15 protein-coding genes are annotated in these 13,176 nt (G+C 39.4%); 1 reads left to right on the top strand and 14 read right to left on the bottom strand.

The annotated features are described in order from the left end of the window. Positions 1–545: 545 nt before the first annotated feature. From FMM05_RS02705 to FMM05_RS02650, 12 genes are all read right to left on the bottom strand, one after another. Positions 546–878, bottom strand: a complete 333-nt coding sequence (locus FMM05_RS02705) for a nuclear transport factor 2 family protein (protein ID WP_143371796.1) — start codon at positions 876–878, stop codon at positions 546–548. Positions 879–1,032: 154 nt separating this feature from the next. Beyond that, positions 1,033–1,428 (bottom strand): DNA-3-methyladenine glycosylase I, encoded by a 396-nt coding sequence (locus tag FMM05_RS02700; RefSeq protein WP_394345140.1) that lies wholly within the window; start codon positions 1,426–1,428, stop codon positions 1,033–1,035. Between the two features lie 3 nt (positions 1,429–1,431). After that, on the bottom strand, positions 1,432–2,349 hold the full coding sequence (locus FMM05_RS02695) for a helix-turn-helix domain-containing protein (protein WP_143371795.1): 918 nt from the start codon (positions 2,347–2,349) through the stop codon (positions 1,432–1,434). A 60-nt stretch (positions 2,350–2,409) separates the two neighbouring features. Continuing rightward, positions 2,410–3,216 carry an SDR family oxidoreductase gene (locus FMM05_RS02690; protein WP_143371794.1) on the bottom strand — a complete coding sequence of 269 codons (807 nt, stop codon included), beginning with the start codon at positions 3,214–3,216 and terminating at the stop codon, positions 2,410–2,412. A gap of 224 nt (positions 3,217–3,440) precedes the next feature. Beyond that, the gene (locus FMM05_RS02685) at positions 3,441–4,442 is read right to left on the bottom strand and encodes a bestrophin family protein (RefSeq protein ID WP_143371793.1); all 1,002 of its coding nucleotides are present in this window, start codon (positions 4,440–4,442) and stop codon (positions 3,441–3,443) included. A gap of 29 nt (positions 4,443–4,471) precedes the next feature. Continuing rightward, the gene (locus FMM05_RS02680) at positions 4,472–4,948 is read right to left on the bottom strand and encodes a nuclear transport factor 2 family protein (protein WP_143371792.1); all 477 of its coding nucleotides are present in this window, start codon (positions 4,946–4,948) and stop codon (positions 4,472–4,474) included. Positions 4,949–4,966: 18 nt separating this feature from the next. Next, positions 4,967–5,809 (bottom strand): SDR family NAD(P)-dependent oxidoreductase, encoded by an 843-nt coding sequence (locus tag FMM05_RS02675; RefSeq protein WP_143371791.1) that lies wholly within the window; start codon positions 5,807–5,809, stop codon positions 4,967–4,969. Between the two features lie 12 nt (positions 5,810–5,821). Then, the gene (locus FMM05_RS02670) at positions 5,822–6,466 is read right to left on the bottom strand and encodes a putative quinol monooxygenase (protein ID WP_143371790.1); all 645 of its coding nucleotides are present in this window, start codon (positions 6,464–6,466) and stop codon (positions 5,822–5,824) included. 5 nt (positions 6,467–6,471) lie between these two features. Then, positions 6,472–7,116 carry an SDR family NAD(P)-dependent oxidoreductase gene (locus FMM05_RS02665; protein ID WP_143371789.1) on the bottom strand — a complete coding sequence of 215 codons (645 nt, stop codon included), beginning with the start codon at positions 7,114–7,116 and terminating at the stop codon, positions 6,472–6,474. Positions 7,117–7,333: 217 nt separating this feature from the next. Beyond that, positions 7,334–8,257, bottom strand: a complete 924-nt coding sequence (locus FMM05_RS02660; RefSeq protein WP_143371788.1) for an AraC family transcriptional regulator — start codon at positions 8,255–8,257, stop codon at positions 7,334–7,336. Between the two features lie 107 nt (positions 8,258–8,364). Then, positions 8,365–9,174: an SDR family oxidoreductase gene (locus FMM05_RS02655; RefSeq protein ID WP_143371787.1), complete on the bottom strand. Its 810-nt coding sequence runs from the start codon at positions 9,172–9,174 to the stop codon at positions 8,365–8,367. 64 nt (positions 9,175–9,238) lie between these two features. Then, the gene (locus FMM05_RS02650; RefSeq protein ID WP_143371786.1) at positions 9,239–9,634 is read right to left on the bottom strand and encodes a GlcG/HbpS family heme-binding protein; all 396 of its coding nucleotides are present in this window, start codon (positions 9,632–9,634) and stop codon (positions 9,239–9,241) included. A 349-nt stretch (positions 9,635–9,983) separates the two neighbouring features. Between FMM05_RS02650 and FMM05_RS02645 the strand changes: the two genes are divergently transcribed. Beyond that, complete coding sequence (locus FMM05_RS02645; RefSeq protein WP_143371785.1) at positions 9,984–10,922, top strand: helix-turn-helix domain-containing protein; 939 nt, start codon at positions 9,984–9,986, stop codon at positions 10,920–10,922. 202 nt (positions 10,923–11,124) lie between these two features. Here the strand turns inward: FMM05_RS02645 and FMM05_RS02640 are convergent, their stop codons facing one another. Next, on the bottom strand, positions 11,125–11,691 hold the full coding sequence (locus FMM05_RS02640; RefSeq protein ID WP_221932239.1) for a VOC family protein: 567 nt from the start codon (positions 11,689–11,691) through the stop codon (positions 11,125–11,127). Between the two features lie 120 nt (positions 11,692–11,811). Then, positions 11,812–12,669 carry an oxidoreductase gene (locus tag FMM05_RS02635; protein ID WP_143371783.1) on the bottom strand — a complete coding sequence of 286 codons (858 nt, stop codon included), beginning with the start codon at positions 12,667–12,669 and terminating at the stop codon, positions 11,812–11,814. Positions 12,670–13,176: the final 507 nt, after the last annotated feature.

Here is a 13,176-nt window from a genome sequence, read left to right as displayed (position 1 = left end):
TTCCAGTACTTTACACCCTTTAAATTTATTATGAATTTTGAAATTAAATTAAAACATGATTTATGGATAAGCAAACATTCCTAATGAATAATAATAAATTCCCATTTACCCAGAGGATGCTGAGTTTTTACACGTGCAGGATTGAAACGGTTGACAATTGGCGGAAATTCCATTATCAAAATTTATTTGTTTTTTAGAGGATTTAAAATACAGTGTTAGAAAGAGCTGATTACTTTTATGGAATTTGAGCAGCTTCAAGATTATTTCGTTAAATAATTACTATCCCAAGTTTAAAGTAATCAAATCTCAAGATTTAAAAAAAAGTTTAAAGTGTTCGAATCCCTGACAGCCCACACATCATTAAAACCCCAGTAAACACTTGGATTTTAATTTTATAGTTTGAGGGAGAATCGCACTCAGGGGAATATTAAATATTTCTTGTCAATATCATACGGTATCAGAACATTTACAGTTTATTATGATTTTCGCTCTGCATCAAACAAACACAGTGCTTAACGCCACATCGTTAAAACAAATGTTTCCTATCATTTCAGGTAACATTTCACTTTTATTATTTTAGCATTAGAAAATGTAAGTTCAAATACGCCTTTAAGTTTACTGAAAGAATTCCCGTCAAAAATTGCATTAATGTAAACTTCTTTATCATTCATAAACGTTATGTCTATGATTTCAGTTTTTGTATTATATCCAATAAAAAATTCTTCAAAATAATTACGAATGCCGTGATGGCCATGATAAGTTTCACCAATTGTAGTGTCCTCAAGAACGGCATCAGCATCATATATTTTGAAATATTCTTCTGTATCAAATGCATTACTAGCTTTAAACCAATGCTCAATAATCTTCTTTATATCCATTTATCTTTGTATTGCCCACATTGGGTTAAGCTTTATGACCCTGCATATACCGGACAACTTTCCGTATGTGCACCAGGCAGATAGCCTATGCTCATTAAAATTTATTAACTATTTCTCCGCCGGTAAATCGGAATGTTTTCTTGAATAGTCTAATCTATTCCTCCTTCAGCATCGGATGGTTATATTCAAGCCATTTTTCAAAAGATCCGTATTCCTTCTGCAATTGAAGAATTGCCTTAGCATTTTCGATTGTGGCATTCACTTTAAGCTTATTCCGAATGATGCCTGCATCTGCAAGCAGCCTTTTCCTGTCAACTTCACTGTAAGACGCAACCTTTGCGATATCAAATTCGCTATAGGCATTTCTGAAAGACTGCTGCTTTTTAAGAATAGTTTCCCAACTTAAGCCTGCTTGGTTGATTTCAAAGATGAGCCTGCCAAAAAGCTCATTATCATTATGAATTGGGAATCCATATTGGTGGTCATGGCAATATTTGTGCAGTTCCTCACTGCTGCCTGCCATGTAGGCAATATAACTGCAATAACTCATAAATTAATTAAGTGAATGCCTGAATTCTATAGGTGTTAAACTTGTTTTGCGTTTAAAGAGCTTGTTAAAAGATTGTGGCTGGGCAAAACCAAGATTGACAGCAATTTCTCCTACTGACAGTTCGTCGGCGGCCAAATATTCTTTTGCTTTTTCTATTATCACACTTTGGATGTGCTGCTGCGCGTTTTGGCCGGTTATATTACGCAGCATATCACTAAGGTAGCGGGGGCTTACATTGAGCTTTCCTGCAAGATATTCTACAGTTGGCAATCCCTGTAGTAATGTAATCTTATCGTCAAAGTAAGCATGTAGCAAATATTCCAGCTTTGTTACCAATTGGCTATTAATTACTTTTCTTGTGATAAATTGTCTTTTATAGTAACGGTTGCTGTAATTTAAGAGTACTTCAATATGTGAGACCAGCACATCTTGCGTAATATCATCAATAGAATTATTTAATTCTTCCCTGATGTCGTCAAATACCCTGAAAATGGTCTGCTTTTCTTTGTCCGACAAAAAAAGTGCCTCATTTGCAGAATAGGAAAAAAATCCATAATTCTTAATTTTCGCTGCTAATGGATAGTTGAGAATAAAATCAGGATGAAACAATAAGGTGCATCCCGAAAAGTCCTTATCGGCCTCGCCCGTTACAAGGACCTGGTTCGGTGCAATAAATGCCAGGTGGCCTTCGGCGAAATCATAGCTATGCTGGCCATAGCCAATTTTTCCCGTCAGGTTGAATTTATATGAAATCTTAAAAAAACTCAGCAGCGTAGCTTTAGGCAGCTCTTCAAACGGAGTTGTAATATCTGCATAGTTATTAAGGCAGATCATTGGATGAAGCGGCTTTGGCAACCCCAACGATTTGTTTAGTTCTGAAAGGGAGTCAAACTTGTGTACTTTATCTATTTTTTTCTTCATCCCACCACGGTTTATAATTATGTAAGCCGCTAACAGAAACAGCTACATCGCGCAATTTACTTAATAAACAAACATTTCTTTAATGCTTTTATAGTGTGCTTCAGCACCTATTTCCTGCCTCTTACTATAGATGGTAGTAGCATCCTTACCGGCAACATATCGCAATTGGTCAGTTCCATCGGTAGCAGCCTCGTAGATTGTAGCCGCGATATCTGCTGAACTGGCAAAATTTTTAATATTTTCGAGGCTATAACCTTCGGCAACCTTATTTTCAAGGGTTTTGTAGGCCTCATGCTGCGCTCCATCAAGTGATCTTCCTGCAAAATCAGTTATTATCCCGCCCGGGGCAACAATCTTAACTTGTACACCAAAATGGGCAAGTTCGTAGGCTAAACTTTCTGAAAAGCCATCCAGGGCAAATTTGGTGGCGGCATACACAGAACATGTAGGATAACCAAAAAGCCCGAGCATGGACGATACGTTTATAAACATACCTTTTTTATGCTCGCGAAAATAAGGTATAAAGGCTTTAGTCAGCCTGATTACACCCAAAAGGTTGGTATCAATCTGTCTGGTTATTTGCGAATCATTTATTGCCTCTAATACTCCAATCAGTCCGTACCCCGCGTTATTTAATACTACATCTACGCTAAATGATTTAATTACTTCTGCGGCAACAGTATTAATTTCTGCGGGATCAGAAACATCTAATTTAAGGACAGTGACATTTTCCAGCTTTTTTAGATCGTGTTCCTTTTCTGGAGTTCTCATGGTTGCAATGACTTTCCATCCCATGGCTTGAAAATGTAGCGCTGCCGCTTTTCCTAATCCCGATGAGGCACCGGTAATAAAAATTGTTTTTTGCATCGTTAATGATTCTTTTAGTTAACAGTGCAAAGATTAAGAGAAACAAAGATGTAATTGTAACTGTAGTGAGTTTTGTTGTAGCCCTAATGACGTTGATGTCTTAAGCCTGAATTTCTAAGTTTATGTACTTACCAGTTGAAGTTTGTAGATCATCCTGATTGCAATACACAGCTAAGAAGCATAACAGATATGGTTTTAAATACTTTTTTTAAGTTTATATTACACTACATCAGTATATTATTCACAGGTTTCATTGCGGGAGGAATATCTGTTTCACCAAGCATTTCCCTTAAATCTATTTCAATGGTCCTGCTCATTGCCGTTATCGGAATGTCGTTTGCTCCGCCTTCAAAAGGATTTTCTGTGCTTTCCCCAACATTTTCAAGGACAAGAAATATCCACCCGATGATCATGCTGAACGGTATGGTAAGCCAGATGCCATAGGTGCCCAGGTTGTCGAATTCTTTTATGATGCCAAGGGGTGTCATAAATATAAACAGGTGGGTAAAAAACAGGCTGATGCTGGCAAACTGCCTGGGGTACGGAAAGTTTTTAATACGCTCGTTACGCCCCTGCTGGTCATAAAGTTCTTTTAAAACAGTAACCATCTCGACATACTTAAGGGTTTCGATCGTGTTCTCATAGTTCAGTGCCGTAATGTGCTCTGATTGCAGCCTGATGATTTGCGCCGCAGGATTTGCAGCCTTTTCAATCAGAACCAATTCATCAGCAGGCAAAAATTTAGTGAGGTTATCGTGTAGGGTTTCTTCCCATTCTGATACCGCATATTTTTTAGAATACTCCCTATACTTGGCCTGTACCCGAACGTTTTCCCATTCCCTTGGCTGGCGCAACTGAAACCGCAGTGCCGTGAGCCATGCAATGTGCCTGTAAATAAGTGTCCGCTGTATATCCTGCAGCTTAGGAGCATCTGTTGTGATAAATTCTTTGGCCATAATTCCCCATGAGCGGCTACTGTTTACAATGGCACCCCATATCTGGCGGGCTTCCCAAGACCTTGCATAGGTAGCGTTATTCCGGAACCCGGTAATAAATACTGCTGCGGTACCTATAAGCGTAACGGGCGCCCACGGAATATGCAGCCAGCTCATGCCGCACCATTTGTACAGTAGCACCGGCACTGCGGCTACTATAAACACATAGTAAATACTGCGTCGTGACCAAACTAAAAATTCCGGTAAGGAGTAACGTCTTCCTGCATGCATGATTTTAAATTTAGATTGAATTTTAAATTTTAATTCCCGGCACGAATCCTTTTAAAGATATCTGCAAATTGTATCCCATCTAAAAATGCATCAACATGAACTATCTTTCCATCTTTCATCTGCATGAACCAGGCGTAAGACATGTTGTACGATTTTCCATCTTTAGCAGTAGCCTTGCCATCAATAAGGGCAATGACAGTATCGCCCTCTGCATACAGGCTGCGTACGGTGGGCACTATTTTTTGCGACAGCCGCTCGTTGAGCGGATTGATAACTTCATTTAAAAACTGCTGCTTGCCGTTATAGGTTTTAGATAAGGGCGCGCTGCCATTAATTGTCCATTGCACATCATCGGTAAGGAGGTCAAAAAAACTGCCCTCTCCTTTAGCCCAGCGTTCAAAACCGGCACTAATTATTTTCTTGTTATCCTCCGGTGTTTGTGCGTTTGCAGTAATACCTGTGGCCGCAAACAAAATTGCGATCATGTTTAATTTAATAGCTTTCATAATAATAGTTTTATTTGGTTATAAATTATCGGCAAAGCCTGTAGAAAGGCTTACCGTTTTCATGCGTTCAAATTCTTCCTGCGTATCAGCTAGTTTTTTAGTGGCGCGGTTATAGGCATCTCCACCTAAGAGCAACCGCAAAGGCGGTTCATCCATTTCAGTTACCGCTACTATAGCTTTGGCTGCCTTATCAGGGTTGCCTGGCTGGATGCCGTTATTGGCTTTCAGCACGTTTTTAAAGTTGCCCGCAGTGGCTTCATAGTCGGCAATGATAGTTTGCGCTACGGCCAGCGAGTTATCTAAAAAATTGGTCCTGAATGCTCCCGGCTCTATAATAGTAACTTTAATACCCAGGCCTTTTACCTCATGGTATAAGGCTTCAGAAAAACCTTCAACGGCATATTTGGCGGCGTTATAGATGCCAAAACCCGGTGTGCTTGCAAGGCCCTGAATGGATGAAAGGTTTATAATATGCCCTGCACCGGCCTTTCTCATTACCGGCAGTACATTACGCGTCATCCGTATTGATGCCTCAAAATTAACAGCCATAACTTTAGCCACTTCTTCTTCGGCAGCTTCTTCAACAGCCCCTGCAAAGCCGTAGCCGGCATTGTTTATAAGCATATCTATACCGCCATATTTGGCAGCAATGTTTGCCACGGCATCCTTAACCGCCGTTTCGCTTGTCAGGTCAAGCGAGATGACTTCCAATAGTGGGTTGGTGCGTACTGTGCTATCAAACGCATCGGCGTTACGCGTGGTGGCAATTACAGTCTGCTGTCTGGACAGCAGGTATTTTACCGTGGCAAGGCCAAGCCCCTGCGAGGCTCCGGTTACAAGCCATATTTTATTATTTTTCATGATGAGATGTTTTTAGCTGATGTCTTTAGTGAACAATATAAAGTCTGTAACAGGCGCAGTAACCAGTTGGCTAACGTTTTGCACAAGCCTGGCAGTAGATGCCAACTGATTATGCGCATCAAGGTCTTGCTGGGTTTCCCAACGCTCGTACAATACAAACAGGTTGTCGTTACCCTTAACACTATGAAAGTGAAACTCTACATTACCCGGCTCCTGCCTTACCAGCGGCACAAACTCTTTAAATAGCGCTACAAGGGCATCGCCATTGCCGGGTTTTACCTCAAAAGTTACTATGAGCGTGGTTAACGGCTTATGATCCTGCTTTTTTAAACCTTCGGCTAAAGGCCAAAGATCGGTAAGGTAATTCATCGTAATCGGCTCGTTAAGGTCGGCTTTTTGAAGATCGAATGCTCCGGTAGTATAGGGTTGCTTAAAATGTTCCTCCAAGGCTGCCTGGTCCTGCCAGCGCTCAAAAAGGTAAAAAGCATCCGGTTTACCTTCGGCTTTATACAATTCCATTTTATAGTTGCCGGCTTCGGTACGTGCCCCATTAACATCGGCTAACAAAGCCTCTTTAGCTTTTTGGTTGCTTTGGGGTTTGGCGGCAACCTTAACAAATAAGGTTACCGCATTTAGGTTTTGATTATGTGTTGTCATGATTATTATTGTTGAAATTCTACGGCTGTTCTCTCATTGTACAGGTTCCAGAACAGATCAGCCAAAACAGCCGGCGAATGCGTTGGGCTTTCGGGTTTAATGAAGCCGGCAACGGTTAGGAGCCCTACATAAATGTTATCTTGTTTTAGGCGCTCGTGCAGTTGATAAGCCAGGCTGCGCAACCCTGCTTTACCGATGGAAAGCGACCCATAGTCGGCGCTTGGGTTAACGCTAAGGCCGCCGCCGGTAAGCAAAAAGGCACCCTGTTTTTGTTTAAGCCCCGGATAAGCCATTTGCAAAGAGTGCAATGCATTGGCTACATTGATGGTGAATTCTTCCGTAAGACTTGCTGATGTTTCTTCAAAAATGTCTTTTGCCTTAAGGACGGCTGCGTTGTAAAGCACTACATCAAACCCTGAATTAAATTCTGATAAATTTGTAATTGCTGTACTTAGCTGTTGCGCGTTGCCTGCATCGGCAGCTGCGTAAGTAACTTCTATACCCTTGGCATTTAGCTGTTGCTTGATGTTTTCAAGGTTTTGGGCGTTACGGCTAATAAGGCTTACTGTAAAACCCTGCGCGGCAAATTTTTCGGCTACGCCCTGGCTTAAGCCTGAACCTGTCCCAATAATTAATATTGACTTGCTCATTTTTTGTTATTATTTATGATTTATATATGGAGTTTAAACCTCCTATTTTGTTGATACAAAGTTCTATATAAACCGTGCCTTAGGCTTTACCAATAACAAAGCAGTACTTATGAATTTCAAAGATTCGGATATGCAGATGCGTTTTTTTTATCTGTGCCGGCACAAAAAAGCCCTCCGGTTTATCGGAAGGCTATAGGTATAAACAGGAATGTATAGGTTAAAAACTCTTCCTAAATTCAGCGGGTGTAATGCCGGTGTTTTTTTTGAAAAAGAAATTAAAATTAGGCTGCTCTGCAAAACCTATGCTGTAACTTATATCCTGAAGGCTCCAGTCAGTTTGTACTAACAGTGCTTTGGCTTCATCTAATATACGGTTACGAATGTGCGTACTGGCATTTTGGCCTGTATGTTTTTTAAGCAGCGCATTTAAGTAATTAGGGTGCATTTGCAAATCAGAGGCAAACTCCTTGGCGGTTTTAATACGTATGGGCGTTTCGTAATTAATGCCCGATGTTTCGCGCTCTAAAAGATTAAAAAAGTGGTGTATGTGCGAGAAATCCTCGGTAACCTCATCGGGTTTTGGGTAGCGCGCCACCTTCATGCTCTCTACCATTAACAGTTGCAAAAATGCCTGCATGGCATCTTCTTTATAGTCGGCATTATCGGTATCCTGTTCTTCGGCCTGCATTTTTTCAAAATACTGGGTTATGCGGGGCACTTCGTCTTCGGTAAGACGGATAACACTTTTAGCCTTATCTGAAAACAAAGCAAACTTGTCGATAATTGCTTTAAGCTGTAGATGGTGGCTTACAAACGATTTTTTAAACAACACATAGTAACCACCCGACTCTTCTGAAAGGTTCTTCCAGGAAATAATATCATTTGGGTGGATGAACAACAGCGTAGGTTCCTCTACATAATAGGTATTAAGCCCCATTGTAAATACCCCCGCCCCTTTGGTAATTAATAATATCTTGTAAAATTCCCTGCGGTTGGGCGAAAGGTAGTTGCGGCACTCGTGCTGCTGGCGGTTAAATACCCTGATGGTCCAGTCTTCAAAAAATTCGCGGAAAACCGGTATCATATCCGGCAGGTCGCGCAGGGTGTTTATCTCTTTACTGTCTAACGTATTACGTATCATTTGCATAGCTTATTGGTAGGATAAAGTTAATCAAAAAAGCACCAACTTTAATTAAGTTAGTGCTTTTCTTACAATGTATATTACAGCTGTTGCTGCTCCAATTTTATTTATATGGTAGCTTCCCACGCATTGCGCTGTGATTCTTTAAGCATATCCTCAATAGCCTGTGGCACTACATTACGGAATTTACCGGTGTCAGAAGGCACAATGGCAATCATCGCGTCTATCATTTCTTTAGGGTCAAGGCGGCCCTCCGGCACACCAAGCATAGCATCAAAAGTGGCTTTAAGCTCGGCACGTTTGGTAAAGTTTACGCTGTCATCCAACCAGCGGAAAGCAGTGTCGGCCATATTCTCATTATAACCGGTAAGGTATGGGCCGGGGTTAATGGTTTGCACTTTAATATCAAAAGGTTTAAGCTCCTGTTGCATGGCTTCGGCAACCGATTCTAAAGCATGTTTTGTAGCTACATACGTACCAAAACCTGCCGGGGTAAACAACCCGCCCATTGATGATGTAAACACGATTTTACCGCTGCGTTTCTCATCTATTAGTTTGCGGGCAAAGCGTTGTGCAAAGGCAAGTGGTGCAAAAACATTTATTTCGAAGTTTTTACGTACCAAATCTAATGGTATCTCACTAACCGGGCCGCTCTCGCCATAACCGGCATTGCTAAAAAAGATATCAAAATCCCATTTAAGCCCGTTCTCTACATCGTAATGGTCTAATATGTCCAGTTTTTCTACGCGAAGGTTGTTTAACCCGAGCGCTGCGGCTTTTTCCCTCAGGGCGTTTAATTGTGGTAATATTTGCACTGTGGCAATTACATTATGGCCTTGTTGTGCTAAGCCTATTGCTGCACCTTCGCCAAATCCTGAACCTGCTCCTGTAATAAGAATTGTTTTTGTTGCTGACATGATTTCTAAATTTTAATTTGTTAAAAAATGATTGATTGTTATTGTTTTGAAATTTGTTATTTAATTATTGTATCTCGCTTCCCGCGGTTGCTATTTCAAAGTCCTGATCCGGGCTGCCGCCCGATACGCCTATGTAGGCTATGATACCATTGGCAGATTTTACCGGCATACCACCCTTAAAACCTACCAGGCCACCGCTGGTATTTACCATACCGTAGGTTTTGTTTTCGGGGTTTAAGAATTCGCCCACAGCCTCTGAGTTCATCCTGAACAGCATGGCTGTTTTTGCCTTGCCCATTGCAATGTCAATTGATCCTATAAAAGCTTCATCCATCCTTATAAAGGCTTTAATATGCCCTGCGGTATCCAGCACGGTAATGTTAGCATTTACACCAATTTGGTTTGCTTTATCTATGGCCTGGCCTAAAGATTTAAATGCTTGTTTGTGAGTAGTTTCCATAATATTTTCTTTTTATAATTATGAGGTTGTTTAGTGATTTTCTCTGAAGCAAAGTTGCAACGAAACCAAGAGGTAGGTTATACGAATAACAAAGGCATGATTATGAAAATCAAAGATTAATAAAACGTAATATTTAAACATCTAAAAATCAAAGCTTTAAAAAATATAATATGTTTGATTTTTCAATAATATTTTATTTTTCTTTAGGATATAGGACTTCAAGTCAAAATTGTGTTTGGAAAAAGCTTAATTTTGAATTGGTTAAGGTTTAATTCGGTTATTATTTTATTAGCTTACAAAGGCTGTCTCGGTATGCATCAAACCTGGCCATCTAATTCATTTTAAAGACATGAAGGAGACCACAACGACTAAAACGATTGAAATGCTAAAGGACATCCAGGATATTGTCCCTATACTGCAGCTTCATTTTGAAGACTTTCCCATTAAAGTTGTTGACAGGCAAAAATTTCCCTGCCGCAATTATCTTTCGCCAAACAGGCGTGAGTTTTACATGATAATTATGTTTACTGATAGCAGAGGGATTTTTACCATTGGCTTAAACACCCATTACATAGACAAATCGATGATTTTCTTTGTACACCCAAATGATATTATTTCCTGGCAAAATCTTCAGGAGACACAGTCAGGATATTATGTACTGTTCAAAAAAGATTATATAGAGCAGCATCCTACTTTTAAGTCGACGATGGAAAAGATGGGCATATTTAATGACAAAGCCAAAAGAGGCATCGTACTTGATGATTTATTAGTGCCACGCCTAAATAATTTATGGAAGAGTTTGGAAGAAGAGGAGGGGCGTGTGGGAGGTTTTACCCATGAATCTATCCAGGCTTACCTGCAGCTGATTATTATCGAAAGCTGCCGGATTGCAAATTATTCTGAACCGGATGCTGTAACTGAGGATTTTACACACATCTATAGATTTTTTAATCTTTTGGAAGAGGAAACGGCTGGTATTAATTATGAAAATCCTATACGGCTAAAGACAGCTAAAGAATTTGCGCATTCTCTCTCATTACATCCCAATCACCTGAACAGCCTTGTGAAAAAGCAGACCGGTCAAAACCTGAGTACCCACATAAAAAACCGCATTCTGGAGGAGTCCAAAATAATGTTATTACAGACGCTATGGACCTTACAGGAAATTAGCTACTCTGTTGGATTTGCAGATCAGCCTAATTTTAATTTCTTTTTTAAAAAGAATACCGGCTTTACTCCGAATGAATTTCGAAGGGCATACACCCCTGCGTACAGTGATAAATTTTAATTTTAGAATAATATTCATAAATTGATAACATCTTTGCGGCTGAAGACAACAATTTAATGTGCCAATTGAAAGTGATCAATCTGCAAATGTGTACAGCTAAGCTAAAGATATAGCATTTCGTATCGTGTAGCAATATTGCATAATAACGATGCCTTTGGTTAGACCAAAGGCATCGTTATTATTTAAAATGTATCTGCGTTTTTTATTTCTTAACGAGTTCTGACAATTCGATCATATTTCCCCAGGGATCCTGGAAGAATGCCAATTTACGGCCAATAGCAGGCAGGTAAAATGTTTCGCCAATAATGGTCACACCTCTTTTTTTAAGTTCAGCGACTGTTTTGTCTACATTGGTCACATCCATACAGATGTGGTGAAAACCTGCTTTTTCCAGGCTTTTTCCTAAATCGTCATAAATTATAGGCTCGCTGAGCTTGCCACCGGCGAGGATCTCAATCCAGAATTCATTGGTATTTGGAGGTGCGAGGTAGGCTAATTTTTCATCCGCATAATCCCACTCATGGATAATACGAAAATCCAGTTTTTCAGTGTACCATTTTATAGCAGCCGCATAATCAGGTACCCTTATACCCACGTGGTTTCCACTTAATTCAGCCAGCGGGCTTTTTGGATTTAATGCAGGCATTTTAAATCCGTGTTCATGTTTGTGGTTTTGTGCATTGCTTGAAATTGCAGTAAATAGCGAAAATGCAATGATTGTAATTTTAATTAAATTATTCATGATTTTTAAATTTAAATTAATGATCATTCTTTTGTTTTACACTTCAAAGTGAATAAAACGTTTTTTGAAAGTAGGATGAACTAAAATTAAGAAAGCCTATTTTTTTAAAAGGGCTTTTGCTGTCGCTCTTTTTCTCTTAGCTTTAAACTATTTATTATTCTTAGTATCATCATGATCTGTGCCTATTACGGTATCATACCAATTAGCGATATCATTCTCAAATTTTTTCGTTTTTTCTCTAAACCTTTCCAGAGTATCTGTTCCCAGTGGAAGGTGAACAGGAGGGTTTTCGGAGGCAGCCAATTTTATAAATGCAGCTGCAAGTTTTTTAGGATTTCCAGGTTGTTTTTTATTGGCTGTAGTTGCAAATTTCCTCATTTTACCAACTGTTTCATTATAATCTTCGATTATATTTTCAGTTCTTGTTAATGAAGAATTATCCAAAAAGTCTGTTCTGAAAAATCCTGGTGCCACAACGGTAGCATGAATTCCAAGTGGGGCAAGTTCCATCGCAAGTCCTTCCGTAATTCCTTCGATTGCAAACTTAGTAGCCCCATAAACACCCCACCCGAAATATGCGCTTAAACCACCAATTGAGGAAATATTAATCAAGTGACCCGAACGTTTCTTACGCATATGTGGAAGAATAGCTCTTGTCACATTAAGAACACCAAATACGTTAACATTAAAATTACTAAAGACTTCTTTTGACGTAGCCTCTTCTACAGCTGAAAGTAAACCATAACCAGCATTATTTACCAGTACGTCAATTTGTCCAAATTTAGAAATTCCGGATGCCGCTGCTTCTTTAGCTTGCGTTTCATTGGTAGTGTCCAGCAAAACAACGTGAAGGTTTGGGTTATTGCCTAATTTAGTTGCTAAGGCTTCAGGGTTATTTCGTACAGTGGCTACAACATTATCACCTGATTTTAAAACAGCTTCTGTTATATCCAGTCCAAAGCCTCTCCCTGCGCCTGTAATGAACCATGTTTTTTGAGTTTTCATTATCTTAAATTTTATAAATTAATACTGATACAAAATTGCATCAAAAACACTGGTCACTTTATATGAATAGGAAAGCAATGATTATGAATATCAACTTTTAGAAAATAAGTTTATAAAGATTCCTTTTACCTGCATGTTTTGTCAATCTGAGTTCGATTAGCCCTCACACATTAAATGTGCATGATTTAAACCTAATTTTTAACAGTTAGTAAAACAAACCGCTATAAAATTATCTAAATAATATTTTCAAGTGTAAAGGCATATTTTTAATATAAAAACATGTAAATCAATAGTTTATAGCGCTAAAAACTCATTAAATAGAGTCAGAGCAGGCACAAGGTGTTCGACTGTGATCCTTGACAGCCAAGTTTGAGAGAGAACCGAACTTTAGAGGAATATACTTTCATCTGCATTGATATAGAGGTAAATTTTAAAATAGCGAGAGAAGCTATAAGGACAGGAAATATAAATAGTAGCGCATGCTATTACCCTCCCCGAATTTCTTGA

Origin of the sequence: Flavobacterium zepuense (assembly GCF_007097145.1) — a bacterium.
In the GTDB taxonomy this organism is placed as follows: Bacteria; Bacteroidota; Bacteroidia; order Flavobacteriales; family Flavobacteriaceae; genus Flavobacterium; species Flavobacterium zepuense.
Note: the sequence above shows the minus strand (reverse complement) of the source record. Positions and strands in the feature narration are given on the sequence as shown.

What these genes read in the sequence shown, in the direction of transcription:
- FMM05_RS02705 (WP_143371796.1), bottom strand. Translation starts at nt 878, where the DNA reads ATGGATATAAAGAAGATTATTGAGCATTGGTTTAAAGCTAGTAATGCA.
- FMM05_RS02700 (WP_394345140.1), bottom strand. Translation starts at nt 1,428, where the DNA reads ATGAGTTATTGCAGTTATATTGCCTACATGGCAGGCAGCAGTGAGGAA.
- FMM05_RS02695 (WP_143371795.1), bottom strand. Translation starts at nt 2,349, where the DNA reads ATGAAGAAAAAAATAGATAAAGTACACAAGTTTGACTCCCTTTCAGAA.
- FMM05_RS02690 (WP_143371794.1), bottom strand. Translation starts at nt 3,216, where the DNA reads ATGCAAAAAACAATTTTTATTACCGGTGCCTCATCGGGATTAGGAAAA.
- FMM05_RS02685 (WP_143371793.1), bottom strand. Translation starts at nt 4,442, where the DNA reads ATGCATGCAGGAAGACGTTACTCCTTACCGGAATTTTTAGTTTGGTCA.
- FMM05_RS02680 (WP_143371792.1), bottom strand. Translation starts at nt 4,948, where the DNA reads ATGAAAGCTATTAAATTAAACATGATCGCAATTTTGTTTGCGGCCACA.
- FMM05_RS02675 (WP_143371791.1), bottom strand. Translation starts at nt 5,809, where the DNA reads ATGAAAAATAATAAAATATGGCTTGTAACCGGAGCCTCGCAGGGGCTT.
- FMM05_RS02670 (WP_143371790.1), bottom strand. Translation starts at nt 6,466, where the DNA reads ATGACAACACATAATCAAAACCTAAATGCGGTAACCTTATTTGTTAAG.
- FMM05_RS02665 (WP_143371789.1), bottom strand. Translation starts at nt 7,116, where the DNA reads ATGAGCAAGTCAATATTAATTATTGGGACAGGTTCAGGCTTAAGCCAG.
- FMM05_RS02660 (WP_143371788.1), bottom strand. Translation starts at nt 8,257, where the DNA reads ATGATACGTAATACGTTAGACAGTAAAGAGATAAACACCCTGCGCGAC.
- FMM05_RS02655 (WP_143371787.1), bottom strand. Translation starts at nt 9,174, where the DNA reads ATGTCAGCAACAAAAACAATTCTTATTACAGGAGCAGGTTCAGGATTT.
- FMM05_RS02650 (WP_143371786.1), bottom strand. Translation starts at nt 9,634, where the DNA reads ATGGAAACTACTCACAAACAAGCATTTAAATCTTTAGGCCAGGCCATA.
- FMM05_RS02645 (WP_143371785.1), top strand. Translation starts at nt 9,984, where the DNA reads ATGAAGGAGACCACAACGACTAAAACGATTGAAATGCTAAAGGACATC.
- FMM05_RS02640 (WP_221932239.1), bottom strand. Translation starts at nt 11,691, where the DNA reads ATGATCATTAATTTAAATTTAAAAATCATGAATAATTTAATTAAAATT.
- FMM05_RS02635 (WP_143371783.1), bottom strand. Translation starts at nt 12,669, where the DNA reads ATGAAAACTCAAAAAACATGGTTCATTACAGGCGCAGGGAGAGGCTTT.